The following is a 17855-nucleotide window of genomic DNA, read 5'->3' as shown; positions in this document are numbered from 1 at the left end:
TTTCAGGATAGTTTCGCGGATCGCTCAGTAGGCGATGCAGACCGACTTCACTTCGGTATAACCGTCGAGCGAACGAATCCCGAAGTCGCGGCCGAGACCCGATTCCTTGAAGCCGCCAAACGGCATATTGGGATCGATCAGATTGTGGCAGTTGACCCAAACGGTACCAGCTTGAATCCGCGGCACAAGTCTCATTGTTTTCGAGAGATCGTTGGTCCAGAGAGACGCCGCCAGGCCCATTTCGCTGTCATTTGCAAGTCGGATCGCTTCCTCTTCGTCGTCGAACGGGGTGACTGTCACTAGCGGACCGAAAACCTCCTGCCTGGATATCGCCAGATTGGGTGCTGCATCGACAATCACCGTCGGCCGGACATAATAGCCGTCCCGGTCCGGACAGTCGCCGCCCGCCACGATGCGGGCGCCGTCTTGGTGGGCCCTCGCCAGATGTTCGAGGATTTTCCCGCGGTGCCCTTCCGACACGACGGGGTTGATTTGCGCGGTCGGGTCAAGGCCCGGCCCCATCGCCATCCCGTTGACTGCCTCCGACAGAGTGCGGACGAAGGGTTCATAGATACCACGGGCCACATACAGGCGGGAAGATGCGGCGCAGACCTGGCCATTGTTGAAGAAGCCGCCCAGTATAGCGCCTTGGACCGCCTGATCGAGGGGAGCATCTTCCAGGAAAATCGCCGGATTCTTGCCGCCCAGTTCCAATGAAGTGCGAAGCATCCGATCCGCCGCCGTACGTGCAATGGCCTTGCCCGTCGCGGTCGAACCCGTGAAGGTGATTTTTGCCACCAGCGGATGATCAACCAGAGCTTTGCCTGTCCTTCCGTCACCCGTAATGAGGTTCAGTACCCCGGCGGGAAGACCGGCTTTGGCAGCAAGATCCACCAGTCTGAGACTGGTCATCGGCGTAATCTCCGATGGCTTCAGGACAACGGTGCATCCCGCCGCCAGAGCGGGCATGATCTTCCAGAGCCCGATCATCATGGGGAAGTTCCAAGGCGAAATGGCGCCCACCACGCCGATTGGCTCCCGTCGTGTGGAACTATTGTAGCGCGCACCCGGGATGGCCCCGATAGACACGTCGAATGTTTCGCCGGTTATCTTGGTGGTAAGCCCTGCAACGTAGCGGACATAGGCCGGTGCCCCGCCAACATCGACGAAGCGCGAAATGTTGATGGACTTCCCTTGGTTCAATGTTTCCAGTTGCGCCAGTTCCTCGGCATTTTCCTCGATGAGGTCGGCGAATTTCAATAGGATGCGTTCCCTTTCGGCCGGGGCGAGGGCAGACCAGATCCCTTTGTCGAAGGCCGCAAAAGCACTGCGCACGGCTTCATCGACGTCCCGATCGTCGCTGTTGACGACCGACGCAATCTGTTCGCCGGTTGCTGGATTATAGACCGGCAGACGCTGCTTGCTGTGCCCCGCCCGCCACTCTCCATTGATGAATAGGCCATGTTCGCCGCTGAGAAAGCTGGTGACGCTGTTCAGGGGAACTATCGTTGCGGCTGAAGCCATCTCTCTCTCCTTCAATGGCGTGAAATAATCAGATATCGAGAACCTCGCCGGTCATCACAGTGATGATTTTGCCGGCAAAGCCCATGGCGTCGGCGCCGACCGCAGCGTTTTCTGGACTGCGGAGTGCTTTCTTCAGCGCTTCGCCATCGGAAAAGGTCATCTCGGCCAATAGAAAGTTGCCATCCTGCCCGATCAGCGTGCGAGTCACATGGGTTACGTTTGCGGAAATCAGACCCGGGATCTTCCGCACGAGGGGCAAGTGAACGGCCTTGTAATGGGCCAAAAACGCTACCGGATCGTCAGGCAACGTATAAAGCGCAAGCATCTTCATCAATTGGCGTCACTCCCGAATCCGGTGGTACTGCATTAATAGAATGAACGGTCGGACATTTAATCGCAAGGGCAAACTGACCCGCGGTTCAACTGGTTCGGGCTCAACGACTTTGATCCCCAAGCGCCGCGATCAGAGGAAACTCCTCCGCAGGCGGTAATATGGCCGGAATATAAAGCGCCAGATATGCATTGGTCGCACGCACGGCCTCTGCCACATATTCCTCGGTGATCCGCTGGCAACGCAGGACGGATAGGCTGAAGAAAAGGTCGGCAATCTCGATCGCCCTGAAGAACGTCTCATCGCGAGATATCCAGTCAGGCAAAACATAATGTTTCGAAAGGGCATCGACCAGTTGCCTGCTGATCGCCAGGTCTGATTTCTCCCTGTCAACTGTCTTGATGGCCGGTGGAGATTTTGGCCCGAGAAGCAACTGCATGGCATCGCGATGGTCATTGAAAAAACGCGCGCCATGGCGGATGAATGCGCCGACAAAATCGGCCCAGCCGTCGCAGATCGGAAGGTGCAGGCCCCTCATATGCCGTTCCAGCTCTCCTGCTATTTCCTGCGCTGCCGCCGCATGTACATCGAACGCGGTGGGGAAAAGATGGTAGGCGGAACTTTTGGGGATATCTGCGGCGTCAGCGATATCCGTTAGCGCGATTTCATCAAGTTCCCGGACGAACAACAACTTTCGCGCTGCAGTCACCATTTGCGTGCGGCGCAACCGGCCCCGTTCCTGTGTTCTCTTCTTCGGCAAAAAACACCCTCGCTTCAAATGCGCAATAGGAAGGTTTCTGACACCGTTCAATACCGAATCAATTCGCGTTTTAGAGAGTGGCCCCTTATTTTTCGTTTAGCTGCACCATCATCACGCATAAGGCAGGCCTTTGGCTGGCCTTTCGATGTCTTTATAAACGTATGGAAATACGCCATAAAATCTAAAAATAGAAATTTAGCTGACCACTCGGACGGGTATTGCGTTATAATGACAGTTGAGGCAGTATCATGAAACCCAAAAATATTCGGATATAGGTCTGACGAGACAAAGGTGCGAAGGAGGAAGTGCCAAGCCGAGGCGGCGCGTTGCTGCGTTAGTGGACAGCGCGCTGTAAGTGCGGGCTGACGACAGCCATCCCGGGGCACATGAGAATTGGAAAATGGAGTAAAGAGCGGAGTGTTTGTTCATGAGGTCTCTGTTTTTATTATCGCTTGTCTCAATGGCGCTGGTCCCCTTCGAAGCGCATGCCGCTGGCAATCCAAACAAGGGTGAGAAAGTATTTGCCCGCTGCCAGGTTTGCCACAGCGTGGATCCCGCGAAAAAAAGTTCGGTCGGCCCGAACCTCGCAGGCGTCGTGGGGCGGAAGGCGGCTAGCACAGTTTTCAATTACTCGCCGGCGATGAAGGCGGCGGGATTTGCATGGACAACTGAAAAACTGGACGCCTTTCTTGCTCGTCCCGCTGCTCTTGTGAAGGGAAACCGCATGGCCTTTGGCGGAATGCCTAACGCCCAGGATCGCGCGGACCTGATAGCTTACCTCAGTACAAAAAAGTAAAAGGAGGCTTTACTGCCATGAAGGGGTTAGCCGGCTGCATCTTGTCACTGTGCTTCGCGACAGTCATTCCCGCAAGCGCTCAACTCGCGCCTGAAGAACTTACGCAGGAAACGCTTGCCGACACGATGCAGCCGCACTGGGTCTGGTTGAACGACGTTTCCTTCGATCGCATGCTCGACGGGCGAGCCTATCTCATCGACGGCGACAGCGGGCGCATGTTGGGCATGGTGAGCGGAGGATATGGCCATGGCACTCTGTTGATCGCCCCGGATGGCAAGAAGTTCGCTGTTATCAGCTCTCATTTCTCTCGCGGGACCCGTGGAACGCGGACCGACGTGGCGACCTTCTACAAGATCGCTGACCTGGCGCCCGGCGCAGAGGCGGTCCTTCCCCCGAAGAGATATAATGGCATGCCATTCATTTCTGCGGCCCCGGTCATGCCAGGCGGACGTTTCGGCCTAGTCTATAATTTCACGCCGGAGCAGTCCGTCACTGTATTGGACATGGCTGCGCAGAAAACTGTGGGCGAATACGCCACGGCGGGCTGCAGTCTTATCTATCCCACCAGCGCGTCCGAATTATTCCTTATCTGCAGCGACGGATCCCTACTGCCAGCCACGCTGGATTCAACCGGGCAATTGAAGCTCGGCAAGCCGACCAGAAAGCTGTTCGACGATCACGATCCGGTTACCGAAAAGGGTGTCTGGACGGGAACGGAATGGTTGTTCTTCACTCCGTCAGGCAAAGTGCATGTCATCGACCATTCGACGGCACAGCCTCGGCTCAAGCGGACGTGGTCGCTGATGGGAGCCAATGAGGGCACTTGGCGACCGGGTGCGCTTCAAACTGCCGCATATCACCGGGCTAAGGGTCGCCTCTATGTCTTGATGCATGAAGGTGGTCCCTACACGCACAAGGATCCAGGTACGGAACTTTGGGTCTTTGATGCCGCGCAAGGCAAGAGGATCCAACGTATCAAGCTCGATGGACCGGCCACAGCCGTCGCTGTGAGCCAAGACGATAGGCCGTTGTTGTATACGACCATGTTTGGTGATCGTGACTTGCGGATTTACGATGCCATCGCAGGGCGGCTACTTCGCAAGGTGGAAGGGCTGGGACCGACCATGACTGTCATTCAGCCGGCACCGGTTGGCGACGAGCCATGACTGGCGACATTCTGCTCGTATTGATCGTGGACATTTTTCTCGGATGTCTTTTCCTGGCCGGCGCGGTTCAGAAGTTGAGCTCAATGTCTGCGTTCACGGTCACTGTCGGCAACTACAGGCTGGCGCCTGCAATGTTATCGAAAACTTTGGCGGTTCTTATTCTTCTGGCCGAAATTATATTCGGCATGACGGCCTTGGTCGGTCTTTGGCTGGGTACCCAGGCTGGTCTTGCCGGATTGGGTATTCTATTGTCGATCTATGCTGTCGCGATTGCCACCAACATCGTTCGGGGCAATCGCGCCATCGATTGCGGTTGTTCGTTCGGGCAGACCGGCTCTCCAATCAGTTGGGCGCTGGTCCTCCGAAATTTTCTGCTCGCGACCATAGCCTTCATCAGCGCGGCATTGCCGTTGGAACAGCGTCAGCTTCAGGTGATCGACTGGATTTCCCTCGCCGGCGCGTTGGGAACTTTTGCCTTGCTGTACTATGGGGCCGGCCTTTTTCCGGCTTTAGATCAGACGAAAGGAAGCGGTCGATGAACCACATGTTCTTTCTGACAGCCTTTGCGGTTCAGTGGCTTGCGATTTTTGGGATGGCGATATTGATCGTTGGTCTGATCCGGCAGGTGGGCATGCTGCACGAAAGATTGGGGCCGGTTGGCGCCCTGACCCTGACGGGAGGCAGCAAAGTAGGGGAGGAGGCCCGGGTTTTCATACTGCCCAGCCTGAATGGGGGCACGGTGGTGATCGGAGGCAAAGCGGAGGACGGCCTTTCCACAATTATATTCTTCCTGTCGCCGACCTGTCCGATTTGCAAAATCATGCTTCCCATTATCCGTTCGATGGCGCGTGAGTATGCGGGATCGACCCGGTTGGTGCTTGCCAGTGACGGCGACGAGGCGGCCCAAAGGAAGCTGATCGAACGGGAAAAACTCGAAGCTTATCCCTTTGTCCTTTCAACCGATCTTGGGCGCGCGCATGGCGTCGGCAAATTACCCTATGCCGTGCTTCTCGATGAGCAAGGCAGGGTCGCGGCCAAGGGCCTCATCAACAATCGCGAACATGCCGAAAGCCTGTTTGAAGCGCAACGGATCGGGATCGCATCGATCCAGGACTATATGGCGCGCCAGGAAATGGCCGGCTGAGCCTACAGGGAGCTATAAAATGAACAGGATAGACCGCATCATGGAGCGCATAAGCCGGACGGCGGCGCGCGGTATATCGCGGCGAAGCTTCTTCGGCCGGATGAGCGCCTTGGGCATAACGGCTTCGCTGCCGCTCCTGCCTGTGTCTCGGGCGTTGGCTGCGCAGCAACCGGGCGAACAGGGCGATCCCAATTCGTGCGACTATTGGCGCTACTGCGCGATCGACGGTTTTCTGTGCTCCTGCTGCGGGGGATCTACCTCATCCTGTCCTCCGGGGACGGAGCCGTCGCCAATCACATGGGTGGGAACCTGCCGTAATCCTGTCGACAATAAGGATTACGTCATTTCGTACAATGACTGCTGCGGCAAGTCTGCTTGCGGGCGGTGTCAGTGCAACAGAAACGAAGGCGATACGCCGGTGCATCAGCCCTCCGGTTCGAACGATATCAATTGGTGTCTGGGAACCCAAGTAGGCATTGTCTATAACTGTTCCACCGCTGTAGTCCTCGGCGAGGCCTGAGGCGTAATCATGATCAAGCGGGCTTTTCTGTGTATCGCAGGATTGACCTTCGCGGTTTCCGCAATCGCCGAAGGGGCGGCGACGCGCCCGGCCGATCTTGCGCGAAACGGGCGTACGCCGCGCGTCAATTACATGACGGAATGCCAAGGATGCCATCTGTCTGACGGGAGCGGAATGGCGGGCAAAGTTCCCTCGATGAAAGGGGAGATCGCCCGGTTCCTTGAGGTAGACGGTGGACGTCGCTTCCTGATCCAGGTTCCGGGTTCCGCCAATTCCAAGCTGAGCGACGCTGATCTGGCCGAGGTGATGAACTGGATCATGGCGACGATGGGCAAGCCGGATCCCGGTCGGTTTCGGCCCTATACCGCGCAGGAGGTCGCAGCCTATCGCCAGGCCCGCATCGTCGACGTGGCGGGAACCCGCGCGCAGCTGGTCAGCAATTTTCCCGAGCGCAAATAGAGAAGGCAGGCGTTGTCAGCCGAGCGCTTCCCGTGCGGGGGTGTAGGTAAGGTCCAGCGCCTGCGCGACCGCTTCATAGGTGACCTTGCCGTCCCAGACATTGAGACCGGCGAGAAGGTGCGGATCGGACCGCAGCGCTTCTTTCCACCCAAGGTCGGCGATGCGCAGGGCATGGGGCAACGTCACATTATTGAGCGCATAGGTGCTGGTGCGCGCGACTGCGCCCGGCATGTTGGCGACGCAATAATGAACGATGCCGTCGATCACATAGGTTGGTTCGGCATGGGTCGTGGCATGGCTGGTTTCAAAACAGCCCCCCTGGTCGATCGCGACATCGACCAGCACTGCGCCCTTCTTCATCGTCTTGAGCATGTCCGCCGTCACCAGCTTTGGCGCGGCGGCGCCGGGAATGAGGACCGCACCGATCACGAGATCCGCGTCGGCCACGCATTCGGCCAGATTGGCGCGGTTGGAAAAGCGCGTCTTGGCCCGCGCTTCGAAATAGATGCCCAGCCTTTCGAGTACTTCGGGGCTGCGGTCCAGGATGGTGACGTCAGCGCCGAGCCCCGCCGCCATCTGTGCCGCGTTGAAGCCCACGACGCCGCCGCCGATGACGCAGACCTTGGCCGGAAGCACGCCGGGCACGCCGCCCAGCAGCACGCCGCGTCCGCCGTTCGCCTTTTCCAGCGCCGTCGCGCCCGCCTGGATCGCCATGCGTCCGGCAACCTGGCTCATCGGCTTGAGCAGCGGCAGGCCGCCATGGTCGTCGGTCACCGTTTCATAGGCGATGCAGATCGCGCCGGATGCGACCAAATCATGCGTCTGCTCCGGATCGGGCGCCAAGTGGAGATAGGTGTAGAGGATCTGCCCCGGACGCAGCATTGCGCGTTCCTCGGGCTGCGGTTCCTTTACCTTCACCACCATTTCGGCCGAAGCGAATACATCCCGCGCGGCCGATACGATTTCGCCGCCTGCCTTCGCGTAGAGCGAGTCATGCGCGCCAATCCCGTCACCCGCACCGCTCTCAACCAGCACACGATGGCCATGAGCGGTCAGCTCATAAACGCTTTCGGGCGTCAGGCCGACGCGATATTCGTGATTCTTGATCTCCCGTACCGTGCCTACAATCATGTTTTCGCCTTTCCATCCCTTCAGCGCATATCATCCAAGGGAATTTTATCGCAGGGTAAGCAACGATTGTTCCGGATTGAGGGCCGCCGCCGGAACGATATTCTTATCCGATATAGTCTGCCCGGACGGAATTACAGCAGCGCCGCCCAAGGCCGCGATTTTGCCGGATCGCAATGAAAGTAACGCATCCCCTTGCCACCCGCCGCGACGCGCGATAGGGAGCCGCCTTCCAGTGCATGCGGAGCGGTGGCCGAGTGGTCGAAGGCGCTCGCCTGGAAAGTGAGTATACGTCAAAAGCGTATCGAGGGTTCGAATCCCTCCCGCTCCGCCATTTATCATTGATTTTGCTAGATGATTTTTAGAATGTTGGTGTGTTCCATAAAGGTTCCCCGCTACGGCTTTCGCTAGTCAGGCTTTCCCCGTGCTTTGTTTAGGCCTGAATCTTCGCCTGATCGCGGAGGCGTGCCGCCGCCTGTTCGCGCTGATCTTCGGTTAAGCGAGGATCGATCCCTGCGTTGCGCGTGGGGGCTTCCACCTCTGGATTTGGCCGGGAGCGCTTTAGCGGCGTGTCATAAGTGCCCCTCAACATTTGAACGAAGCATTCGATGATAAAACGCCGATGATGAAGGAAGAGCGTTGTCCAGAGTGTGGCGGCGCTGCCCCGCCAGAGGCCTCGCCTGCGCCGCCGCTGCGCCGCCGCTGCGCCGCCGCTGCGCCGATGCCGCGCTCTATCAATCCGAGCGAGGCGGCAAGGCACAGCTATATTTCTGCACACAGGAAGATGTCGCCAATGCGGGACGGGCCGTGGCCCGATCCCGTGTCAGAGCGACTGGGAGAGCGTCTGCAACGCGGCCGCGTAATAGTCTGACGAAAGCGGCAACGACGCGGGCAGGCCAAGCGCGCGGTTGGCGATCGTCATGCCGCCGGGAGAGAGCGCATAGTCCGCCTCTTGCCCTGATTGAACGTCGATCCATGCCGGGATCTCCCGACGCGCGCGGACATAGCCGCGCCAGCAGTCAATGATCGGACTGACCAACTGCGGCCTGCCGCCCGCCTGCGCATAAAGTGGCAGGCGCACCGCGTCGAAGCCGAAGCGGGGCGGCTTGGAAGCGGCGGGGGCGATCGCCGGATCGGCAGTAACGTCGATCCAGTCGGTCGGAAGGCGGCGTGGGCCGAAACGAGCTGCCTTCAGCAGCTTCTCGCAATCGCGGATCAAACTGCCCCAGACCGCTTCTCCATCAAGCCGCCGGAACTGATCGAAGGCAGGCCAGATGAAATAGGATGGATTGACCGTCACCACATTAGGCGACGAAAAACCGTCAAGGCCGGGCAAGAGCAACCGCCGCCCGAAGCGTTCGATCACAAGATGGGCGAGGATCGCCGCCCTGATCTCCTCGGACCGGGCGGTCAATGCCGCGTCCTGCCACTGTTCGCCTGCGCGGGCCAGCGCCCAAGCGATGAAGATGTCGCCATCGGTCGCATTGTTGCGGTCGGCGACAGGATTTTCCTGCCGCGGGTCGTAGCGCCAGGAATAGAGCGCGAAGTCGCGGCGGGCGAGCGTCGCTTCGGTCCAGCGATGGATGCTGTCGAATGCATCCCGGTCATTGGCCGTCAGCGCGAGCCACAGGCCATAGCCCTGGCCTTCGCTGTGGCTTATCCCGCCATTGCCATTGTCAACTATGCGCCCCGACCGATCGAGAAAGGCGGATTTGAATCGGGGCCACATGCCGTTCTTCAAAGCAGGACGCCCCCCGGCCCGTGCGCAGGAAATGGTCAGCGCAGCGAGCGCGGCGAGCGAGAATGCTCTTCGGTCAACGGCCATGCCACAGGTCCAGGGCGCCGCCGTTGAAATCGACGCGGCGCGTCACGAGCGTATCGCCGCTGCCCAGCGCGCGGAACCAGCTGTCATAGGCGCCTTCCAGCACCGCTGAAATGACTTCCGACCACAGCCCTTCGACATCGCCGTCGAGCGCCGGGGGCAGGCCCTGATGGCGAATGGCGATGCCTTCCTGTTCCATGCAGAAGATCACATGGCCCCAGTCGAGCGCCGCCCACAATTTGTTGGCGCGCGTCGCCAGCAGGGTCAGGTCGGTGGCGTCATCCATCGGCTCTGCGGCGGCCAGCTTGCGGCCCACGGCCAGGAAAAAACCGTGCGCCTGTGCAGGCGTAGCCGTGTTCCAGATTTCGGCAGCCGTCATCGCGACCAGCAGCGCCAGGCCCTTGGGATCACCCGAGGCGCTTTGATCCGGCATCAGCCGACGCATGACTTCGCTCACTGCGCACCTCCAAATGACTGGCGAATGCCGATCAGAGACCGGAACTCGTCATAATTGCCGAACGTGTTGATTCCCATTTGTCCACCCACTCGCATGGAAGGGCTTACGCGATAGTAAATGGCGCCGTCCGCAGACAGGGCGAAGCCCGTTTTGCTGATGGCGTCATAGGTAGAACGCACGTCACTGTTGAGGAGTTTCAGATTGTTAAGCAGCCCCTGCGCAGCGTCGCTGGTGGGATAAAGGTTGGCCGCTTCCTGATCATAGCTTTGGTAACCGGGCGCGAAATTGCCTCTGACTTCCCACCGGCTGCTGTCATAGGCGTAACGGATTGGGAAGCTGACGCTGATGAAGCTTTGCGGGCTGAAATAGCCGCCATGGCCGTAGGTGAAGAAATTCTGGTTGTTGTCAAAGTCCTGATAATTGACGTTGATGCCGCCGGTCAGGGACGAATTGTCACCGCGATAGAAACGCATATAGCCGCCCGCATTCAGCTGGATGCCGTAATTGTTGCGGACATTTTCGCCGCGATAGCGATGGAAGCTGGCGTCTCCGTAGAAGCCGGAGCCGTTATGGTCGTAGCTGAACGACGCGCCGCCTCCGGTTTTCATCACCTGTCCCCAGCGCTCGCCCATGCCATAGGGTCCAAAGAAGCCGGGGACGTCCAACAGGCGCTGGCCCGTAACCGGGTCGCGTTCACCTGCTGCCGCAACGATCGCGCTGGCCGCCTGAACCAACTGTGCATCCGTCGCCGGATTTTTCGCTCCGGCATAGGAAATGATGCTGTCCTTCACTGGCTGCCGCTCGAACCACAGCTTTGCCGATGCGTCGGAGGAGAATCGCGGTGTGACGGCGGCCCGCCACGTCGCTTTCGTGTCTCCCAGCCCCAGCGGCGTGACACCCGCCTCCAATTCGACCAGCGGGCTTTTGTAGGACGCGGAAAGCGCGACCCCGGCTGCATGCTGCGAATCGATGCCGATATTGCGCGGCGAGACCTGCCCGCCGATTGCTGTTGCTTCAGCTATGCCGTTGCCGCCGAAACGCGCGGCACCCGAAGCGCTGGGCGCTCCGGCGTCCAGCACCACCGCTTCAGCCTTGGCCGACAGGCGACCGCTGCCGATGCCTGTCGATATGGTGGCCGAACCGGTGATTTCCTTCAGTTCGCTCAGTCCCGGCTCGCCTGACCGCTGGCGATATCCGGTTTCGACCTCGGCGCGGGGCCCGCTTTCGCCTGACAGGGTGCGGATGTCGGATTCCAGGCGAGCGAGGACTGGATCGCCCATCGCTCCACCCGGCGCGATTGCCCCGTCCGGCGTGCCATAAGCGGCGCCGCCCGCAGCCATGGTTCCGCCTCCGAACCCGCCGCCTGAAGGCGCAGGAGCGGCGGCATAGCCCGACGCTGCCTGATAGGATGGAAGGCGCGCGCCACCGTCCAGCGCGAAGGGATTGACCGGCGCTGGTGCGGGGGCGAATGCCTGCGACCGGAACGGATTTCCGCCCATGCCTCCGCCCATTCCAGCAGCGCCGCCAAAGGGGTTGCTGGCGGTTAGCTGCACGTTGCTGCCGCCCATCCGCCGCGCATAAACTTCCCGCGCGCGCTTCAGATAGCGCACCGCGCCGCTTTCATTGCCGCGCGCCTGCTCCATCCGGGCGGCGGCCATGTAGATTTCATGATCGTCGGGCCATGTCTGGATCGCCCGCTCTACCGCCTGCTGCGCGAGAGCCCTGTCGCCCGCTGCTCCAGCCGTTTCGATCAGCCCCAATTGAGCTTCGCGGTCCTTGGGAGACTGCGCCAGGATCAATTGATAAGTCTGGGCTGCCCGCGCAGGCATCCCGCCCGATTGGTAGAGTCGTGCAAGCGCGGACAGCACTTCGCGATTCCCCGGCGCAGCATTCCATGCGGACTGGAGTATATCGAAGGCAGGCGCATATTGCTGCGCCAGCCGCAGCCGGTCGGCCTGTGACGCCGCCATGCCTCCATTGATGCGGGCGAGCGCACGTTGACCATCGGCAGATGCTCCTGCGAGTTCGTTCGCCCGTTGCAGGGCGGCCGCCGCCAGATCATCGCGCCCGGTCTTGGCCAGTACGCGGACGACCGGCTCATAGCCTTCGACATCGCTGATTTCGCCGGCAAGCGCCTGCTGGGCAAGCTGAGCCGCGCCGGCCGTGTCGCCCAGGTCATACAGCGCATCGGCGATCGCCGCCTGCTTTGCGGCGGGCATTCCGGGCATCCCGCTCAACTGATTGAGCGCCGCCCGCGCTTCGGCCTGACGGCCCATCGCGCCGATGTCGCGCGCGCGCTGGATCGCCTGATCGGCCTTCAGTCCCATGGCGAAATTGCGCATCTGCGATGTGCGCTGGCTGTCGGGGATGCGATCGACCAACGCCTCGGCTGCCCCGAACCGCTTGAGGGAATTATTGATAAGAGCTGCTGCATAGAGCGCATCCGGATTCGACGAAGCGGACAGCGAGCGCACCAGCGCATCGGCATCCGACACCCGCCCCCGATCAATCATGAAACGCGCATATTCGTAGCGGATCCAGGGATCATTCTGGTCGAGCAGCAGGCCCGACTGAAATTCCTGTTCCGCGGTCACATCGTCGCCGCGCTCGAGCGCGGCGAGCGCTCGGCCCCGCGCTGCCCGGCTTTTCAACCGCAGTTCCGACTGATCGTTCGCCGCGCCGCTGCCAGATGCCTGACGGAGAATATCCGCCGCGTCCGCATAGCGGCCCTGCCGTTCATAGACGTTGGCGAGCAGTTCCAAAGCAGGTTGCCGGTCGGAAAAGTCGGACCGCACCAGCGCTTCGGCCTTTGCCTGTGCATCGCTCACCCGGCCTTCCGAAAGGGCCGCCTGCGCTTCGCCGAGATCGGCATAGAATCGAGAAGCAGAGAGCGCCTCCGCCCATTTGGACGCAGTGCCTCGCCGTGATGCCTGTTCCAGCAGGTCGCGCGCTTCGGTAAAACGATTCTGGCGAAGCCGGGCGATGCCAAGCCCGCCAAGGGCATCGGCATCATTGCGGTTGCGTCCCAGCGCGCGCTCGAAGAGCGTAGCGGCCTCGCCCAGATTGCCGCGGTCCAGCGCCCTGAAGCCTGCCGCGCGCGCGTCACCGCCGGTATCGCGGGGCGCGGTGCGACCGGAAGCTGGCGGTGCAGCTTGTGCCGGTGTGGCGCGCGGCGCGGGTTTCGCCGCCGTCGCCGCTGCTGCGGGCCTGACGGGCCGTGCCTGCGCGCCGTCCAGCCCCCGCCGCGCTTCGGCATTGGCGGGATCGAGCGCCAGCGCGCGACGATAGGCCTGATCGGCGAGGTCATTACGCCCCTTCGACCGCCAGTAGCGCCCCTGCTGAATGAGCGCGGAAACGCCGGGCACCTCGGCGACCGCCATCGTGGGCGTCACCGCCGACGCCAGCAGTGTAGCGATTAGCAGTTTTCGCATCGTCGTCGCTCCGGTCATGCTTCGTCAGCCCCGTCCAGGCGGCGCTTGGCTTGCGAGTTGAAATAGAGATAGGCAGGCCCGGCGAGCAGCAACGCGAGCAGCAGCCCGCTGGCCGCCATCAGGATCGGGCGCTGGCTGAACCAGTAGGCGATGCGCATCCAGATCGGCAGCGATCCCACCCAATAGGTCGGCCCCACCGCAAAGCTGGTCATGCCCTCGCCATCGGTGACGGCCAGGTCACCCTGAATCTGCGCGTTGATCTTGGTATCGGCCATGCCGTTCACCAGTTGCGGCAGCGCATTGGGATCGTCAGCCAGCACGGCAACAACGCTGCGTTCGCTGTCGAAGGGCGAACGGAATCCGGCGATACCGGAAAATCCGCGCGCATTATAGATGATCTGCTGCGCGTCCTCCGGACTGGAGCGAGCCCCCAGCGCGAAGAAATTCTGCGCACTCTGGAAAGGTGAACGCTCCGTAACCTGAAGGCCGCCATTGCTGAAACGCACCGGCGAACCGCCGAACAGCGCATCGGACCCGGCAAGGCTGCTGGCGCCCACGACCAATATGTCCTTGCCCTCAAGCGCAGACGGCTCGACCCGGTTCATCACGGTGACGCGGGTAGCGGGCAGGCCGGTCGAGTCGGCAAAGCGGCCCATCAGCGCCAGAAACGCCTCGATCGCACTGGCCGACGAATTGCGCTGCATGATGACGGCGGTTTCCGCGAGGTCCGGGCGGACCGTGAAGGGATAACCGGCCCCTGCGAAAGTCGCGAGATCGGGCATCTGCAACGCATGATAGGCGTGGCTGAAATCGATCGTGCTCGTCGGGCTGATGCTGACCCGCACATTTTCAGGCAGCGTGCCTTCACACTTCTTCTTGTTCGCCAGGATCAGATTATAGTCGAAGATCAGCTCGTTCTGGCCGAACAGATTGTAGCGCGGCAGCACGATGGATGCCTTGCTGTCCTGCGATGAGGGGCCACGGCTCTTGAACACCTGATCCCACAGGTCGCCCCCCGCAACGGGCAGGGTGCGCAGATATTGATTGTTCATGGACACGTCGAGCCGTGATCCCCGCTTGTCCAGCCAATCGGCGCTAGGATAGCGATAGTGCAGGTCCAGTCTGCCACCCTGGCGAGGCCAGAAAAACAGGTCGGGCGCTATGCGGAAGCGGGCGCTGAGTGGGCCGGGAGGCAGCCCCAGTCCCTGCAAGGAATAGGCGTCGGTGAGTTCGCCCAGGCGCACTGGCCGGTCGGTGTTGATCCAGCGCGGCGCCGAATAGCGACCGTGCGCAGGGATGCGCACATTGTCGAGCGCCATCTGTGTGCCGCCGAACACGCCGCGTCCGCTGGCGACGGCTGCCGCCGCAAGCTTCAATTCCTGCGTGTTCCGACCCATGACGACCAGCAGGGTGCCAAAGGAATCGCGCGGATTGCGGATGACGGCGACCGATGGTCCCCGGACCTGCATCTGCACGCCCCCAACGGGACGGTTGCCCAAGAGGAAGACGACGGCGTTGCCCTGGGGCAGCTGGTTGAACAGCGGCTTGAAGGAATAGCCGCGATAGCTTGCCATGCCACCGAACCAGGACGCGATGCTGGCGGCGGCTTCCAGTTCGCCATTGCCCGGCGCGCCCGCGAATATGAAGGGCAAGCGCAGGGGCAGGTTGTCGCTGCGGTCGAAAAAGGGACTGGGCAGGCGCGCAAGGTCAGGGCCAAGCGGCAGGCTCTGGACGGTCAGGTCGAACCAGGATCGCACATTGCTGATATTCGCCCACAGCGAGCTGTGGAACGGGTCTTCGCAGTCGCGCGTGTAATGGCCCAAAAGGCGCAGGTTGAGGCGGTTGTCGCCCGGCAGGAACAATGCCGGGTTCACGGGGATGTTCAGGACTTGCCCACGCGCGTCGCCGGGACGAAGCGGCACCACCTGGACGACTTCGCCGTTCAGCAGGACGACCAGTTGGCTAAGATCCCCGATCATGGCTGGCGACCAGGCCATGTTCAGCGTCAACGCCGCCTTTGTCACCACATCGTTACGGCGCATGCCGAACGGGATGCCGATCTCTCCCCGCGTGCCTTGCAGCCGAATCGGGGATTTGACCTGCAGGTCGCGGAAGCTGAGCCGCTGCTGGCGCGCTCCACTCGCTGGCGCGGTGGCGCTTTGGGCGGCGGACGCCGCAGCAGGGGCCGCATGAGCGCCATCGGGCGTGAGGCTGATCAGCGCGCCTGCGGCCAGGACGAGCGCGGACGCCTTCACCCCGGCCATGGCCGCCATGCGCTTCACATTGCGGCGCTCGGTCCGATTGAGGCGGAAGATACGCTTGAGCGTGGTGAAATCGACGACGATGATGTCCCATAGGGACCGCAGGCCCGAAACCGGCTGTTGCGGGGCCGCAGGCTCCCAGGCGTCGGCTCGTCCCAGAATGGCCCGGACGAGATGCCGGGACAGCGTCATATCAAGCGGCTGAAAACGCAGAAACGCCTCCCCATGTTCAATTCGGATGGTATCGACCGGCAAGGTCAGCTTCTCGTCGCCCATGGGCAGCGAGATGTGGGTGACTGTCCGGTCTCGCAAAGATATGTCCTGCGGCAGGCGGATGGCAGCGCCACCCATGGATAGGTCGATTGTGGTGGCATCGAAAACATGCCCGTCCTGGACATAGATTGTGACGGGCACCTGGCTTTGGATACGGATGAATTCGCGCGCTTGCCTTGTTTCACGCGCGACCGACACCGCCGCCAGCAGGATAACCAGGCTGAACAGGGCCCAAGCCGTGTTCAAGACCAGCGTATCGGTCTGGATGTTGAAGATGTGCGGGAAGAAGACCCGCTTCACCACGCCGAGCGCGACGCCGAACAGCATTAGCCCGATGCAGACCAGATGCGGCTTTACCGTTCCCAGGTCGAAATAGGTACGGTCGAGCAAGCTGCCCTTGTCGGTCACGTTGAACTTGCCCTTGCGCGGCTGGAACAACGTCAACACGGTTGCGGGGACAAGATGAAAGGCGAGGATCGTTTCGTAGATTTCGCCCCAGAATGGCCGCCGGTCCCCGCCCTGCGAGCGCGCGCCCGAGACCATCGAACAATAGAGGTGCGGAGCGGCATAGGCAAAGATCAGCGAAGCCGACGCGTGGATGATGTTCTGGCCAAAGATCAGATAGGCGAGCGGGCTGGTCAGGAACACGATGCGCGGCAGCGGAAACTGGAAATGCAGCATCGCGTTCAGGTAGCAGAGCCGCTGCTGCCATTTGAGGCCGGACCCCATCAGCGGATTGTCGATCCGCAGGATCTGCGTCATTCCCCGCGCCCAGCGGATGCGCTGGCCGATGTGAAGCACCAACCGCTCGGTAGCCAGGCCTGCCGAAAGGCGCGCGCTGATAAAGGCCGTGTTCCACCCCATGCGCTGGAGCTTGAGCGCGGTGTGCGCATCCTCCGTTACAGTCTCTCCGGCAAAACCATTGGTCTGGGTCAGTGCTTCACGCCGGATGATGGCGCAGGAACCGCAAAAGAAGGCGGCGTTCCACAGGTCGTTGCCACGCTGAACATTGCCGTAGAACAGGTCGCCTTCCCCCGGCAGATCCTCGACCGTGCGCAGGTTACGCTGCGCCGGATCGGGGGAATAGAAATGGTGCGGCGTCTGCATCAGCGCCAGCTTGGGATCCTTCTGGAACCAACCCGCCGTCATTTGCAGGAAAGCGCGCGTGGGGACGTGATCGCAATCGAACACCGCGATCAGTTCGCCCGCGGTTTTCTTCATGGCCGCGTTCAGATTGCCCGCCTTGGCGTGGAGATTGTCCGCTCGCGTCAGGTAGCCGCAGCCGACCTGCCGGGCGAATGCACGGAATTCGGGTCGCCTGCCATCGTCCAGGATGAACACGCGGAAACGGTCGGCCGGGTAGTCCATGTCCATCGCCGCGAACACGGTATTGCGCACGATGGAGAGGCTTTCATTATAGGTCGGGATGAAGACGTCGATCGTGGGCCATTGTTCAGGCTCGCCCTGAAGCTCGATGACGGGCCGATAGAGCGGCCAGCTGGTCTGGAGAAAGCCGAGCAGCAGGATGATCCAGGCATATATCTCTGCCAGATAGAGCCCTGCACCCAGAATGAACTCCAGCGGCGTGCCGAATTCCAGCGTCTGCGTCGTGCGCCAGAACATGTAGCGGGTCGACACCAGTATCGACAGCAGCCCCAGGGCCAATGTTGCCTTGCGCGTGCGCGACCGGCCAAGGATGATGGCGCCCGCTATCGTGATGCCGGTGAAAAGCCACTGCGCTTCCAGGTCGAGCGGGACGCCGATGACGAGGACGACCAGCATG

14 protein-coding genes and 1 tRNA gene are annotated in these 17855 nt (G+C 61.2%); 7 read left to right on the top strand and 8 right to left on the bottom strand.

Going from position 1 to position 17855, the window contains the following annotated elements; genetic code table 11:
* Window positions 1–24: 24 nt before the first annotated feature.
* From B6S01_RS05360 to B6S01_RS05350, 3 genes are all read right to left on the bottom strand, one after another.
* Complete coding sequence (locus B6S01_RS05360) at window positions 25–1524, bottom strand: aldehyde dehydrogenase family protein (protein ID WP_037465864.1); 1500 nt, start codon at window positions 1522–1524, stop codon at window positions 25–27.
* Window positions 1525–1552: 28 nt separating this feature from the next.
* Window positions 1553–1855, bottom strand: a complete 303-nt coding sequence (locus tag B6S01_RS05355) for an EthD family reductase (protein WP_231567999.1) — start codon at window positions 1853–1855, stop codon at window positions 1553–1555.
* 103 nt (window positions 1856–1958) lie between these two features.
* Window positions 1959–2582, bottom strand: coding sequence for a TetR/AcrR family transcriptional regulator (locus B6S01_RS05350; RefSeq protein WP_234810789.1), 624 nt, complete (start codon window positions 2580–2582; stop codon window positions 1959–1961).
* A gap of 460 nt (window positions 2583–3042) precedes the next feature.
* Between B6S01_RS05350 and B6S01_RS05345 the strand changes: the two genes are divergently transcribed.
* Genes B6S01_RS05345 through B6S01_RS05320 form a run of 6 tightly spaced genes read left to right on the top strand, consistent with a single transcriptional unit; the run spans window position 3043 to window position 6700 of the window.
* Window positions 3043–3411 (top strand): c-type cytochrome, encoded by a 369-nt coding sequence (locus B6S01_RS05345; RefSeq protein ID WP_051908246.1) that lies wholly within the window; start codon window positions 3043–3045, stop codon window positions 3409–3411.
* 17 nt (window positions 3412–3428) lie between these two features.
* Window positions 3429–4577 (top strand): amine dehydrogenase large subunit, encoded by a 1149-nt coding sequence (locus B6S01_RS05340; RefSeq protein ID WP_037465872.1) that lies wholly within the window; start codon window positions 3429–3431, stop codon window positions 4575–4577.
* Window positions 4574–5116, top strand: a complete 543-nt coding sequence (locus B6S01_RS05335) for a MauE/DoxX family redox-associated membrane protein (RefSeq protein WP_037465875.1) — start codon at window positions 4574–4576, stop codon at window positions 5114–5116. The genes B6S01_RS05340 and B6S01_RS05335 overlap by 4 nt, the downstream gene beginning before the upstream one ends.
* A complete protein-coding gene (gene mauD, locus B6S01_RS05330; RefSeq protein WP_037465877.1) occupies window positions 5113–5721 on the top strand; it encodes a methylamine dehydrogenase accessory protein MauD in 609 nt (202 codons plus the stop codon). Before B6S01_RS05335 ends, mauD begins: the two co-directional genes overlap by 4 nt.
* Window positions 5722–5740: 19 nt before the next feature.
* Entirely contained in the window at window positions 5741–6241 is a 501-nt protein-coding gene (locus B6S01_RS05325) for a methylamine dehydrogenase light chain (RefSeq protein WP_081570294.1), read from the top strand.
* A 9-nt stretch (window positions 6242–6250) separates the two neighbouring features.
* On the top strand, window positions 6251–6700 hold the full coding sequence (locus tag B6S01_RS05320) for a c-type cytochrome (protein ID WP_037465878.1): 450 nt from the start codon (window positions 6251–6253) through the stop codon (window positions 6698–6700).
* 15 nt (window positions 6701–6715) lie between these two features.
* On the opposite strand, the gene ald is transcribed toward B6S01_RS05320, so the two are convergent.
* Window positions 6716–7831 (bottom strand): alanine dehydrogenase, encoded by a 1116-nt coding sequence (gene ald, locus B6S01_RS05315; RefSeq protein WP_037465880.1) that lies wholly within the window; start codon window positions 7829–7831, stop codon window positions 6716–6718.
* Between the two features lie 240 nt (window positions 7832–8071).
* Here ald and B6S01_RS05310 point away from each other — a divergent pair.
* Window positions 8072–8162: transfer RNA gene (locus tag B6S01_RS05310), tRNA-Ser, on the top strand.
* A 489-nt stretch (window positions 8163–8651) separates the two neighbouring features.
* Here the strand turns inward: B6S01_RS05310 and B6S01_RS05300 are convergent.
* The 4 genes from B6S01_RS05300 to bcsA are packed head-to-tail and all read right to left on the bottom strand — an operon-like array spanning window position 8652 to window position 17854.
* Entirely contained in the window at window positions 8652–9653 is a 1002-nt protein-coding gene (locus B6S01_RS05300) for a glycosyl hydrolase family 8 (RefSeq protein ID WP_037465886.1), read from the bottom strand.
* Window positions 9643–10107, bottom strand: a complete 465-nt coding sequence (bcsD, locus tag B6S01_RS05295) for a cellulose biosynthesis protein BcsD (protein WP_051908247.1) — start codon at window positions 10105–10107, stop codon at window positions 9643–9645. Before bcsD ends, B6S01_RS05300 begins: the two co-directional genes overlap by 11 nt.
* Window positions 10104–13538: a cellulose synthase subunit BcsC-related outer membrane protein gene (locus B6S01_RS05290; protein WP_231568002.1), complete on the bottom strand. Its 3435-nt coding sequence runs from the start codon at window positions 13536–13538 to the stop codon at window positions 10104–10106. The genes bcsD and B6S01_RS05290 overlap by 4 nt, the downstream gene beginning before the upstream one ends.
* Window positions 13539–13552: 14 nt before the next feature.
* Window positions 13553–17854 carry a UDP-forming cellulose synthase catalytic subunit gene (gene bcsA, locus B6S01_RS05285; RefSeq protein ID WP_407695232.1) on the bottom strand — a complete coding sequence of 1434 codons (4302 nt, stop codon included), beginning with the start codon at window positions 17852–17854 and terminating at the stop codon, window positions 13553–13555.
* Between the last annotated feature and the right edge of the window lies 1 nt (window position 17855).

Origin of the sequence: Sphingobium herbicidovorans (genome assembly GCF_002080435.1) — a bacterium.
Lineage (GTDB): Bacteria > Pseudomonadota > Alphaproteobacteria > Sphingomonadales > Sphingomonadaceae > Sphingobium > Sphingobium herbicidovorans.
This window is presented reverse-complemented; position numbering and strand designations above follow the sequence as displayed.

Coding starts and splice junctions, on each gene's coding strand:
- B6S01_RS05360 (WP_037465864.1), bottom strand. CDS start 1,524: ATGGCTTCAGCCGCAACGATAGTTCCCCTGAACAGCGTCACCAGCTTT.
- B6S01_RS05355 (WP_231567999.1), bottom strand. CDS start 1,855: ATGAAGATGCTTGCGCTTTATACGTTGCCTGACGATCCGGTAGCGTTT.
- B6S01_RS05345 (WP_051908246.1), top strand. CDS start 3,043: ATGAGGTCTCTGTTTTTATTATCGCTTGTCTCAATGGCGCTGGTCCCC.
- B6S01_RS05340 (WP_037465872.1), top strand. CDS start 3,429: ATGAAGGGGTTAGCCGGCTGCATCTTGTCACTGTGCTTCGCGACAGTC.
- B6S01_RS05335 (WP_037465875.1), top strand. CDS start 4,574: ATGACTGGCGACATTCTGCTCGTATTGATCGTGGACATTTTTCTCGGA.
- mauD (WP_037465877.1), top strand. CDS start 5,113: ATGAACCACATGTTCTTTCTGACAGCCTTTGCGGTTCAGTGGCTTGCG.
- B6S01_RS05325 (WP_081570294.1), top strand. CDS start 5,741: ATGAACAGGATAGACCGCATCATGGAGCGCATAAGCCGGACGGCGGCG.
- B6S01_RS05320 (WP_037465878.1), top strand. CDS start 6,251: ATGATCAAGCGGGCTTTTCTGTGTATCGCAGGATTGACCTTCGCGGTT.
- ald (WP_037465880.1), bottom strand. CDS start 7,831: ATGATTGTAGGCACGGTACGGGAGATCAAGAATCACGAATATCGCGTC.
- B6S01_RS05300 (WP_037465886.1), bottom strand. CDS start 9,653: ATGGCCGTTGACCGAAGAGCATTCTCGCTCGCCGCGCTCGCTGCGCTG.
- B6S01_RS05290 (WP_231568002.1), bottom strand. CDS start 13,538: ATGCGAAAACTGCTAATCGCTACACTGCTGGCGTCGGCGGTGACGCCC.
- bcsA (WP_407695232.1), bottom strand. CDS start 17,854: ATGCTGGTCGTCCTCGTCATCGGCGTCCCGCTCGACCTGGAAGCGCAG.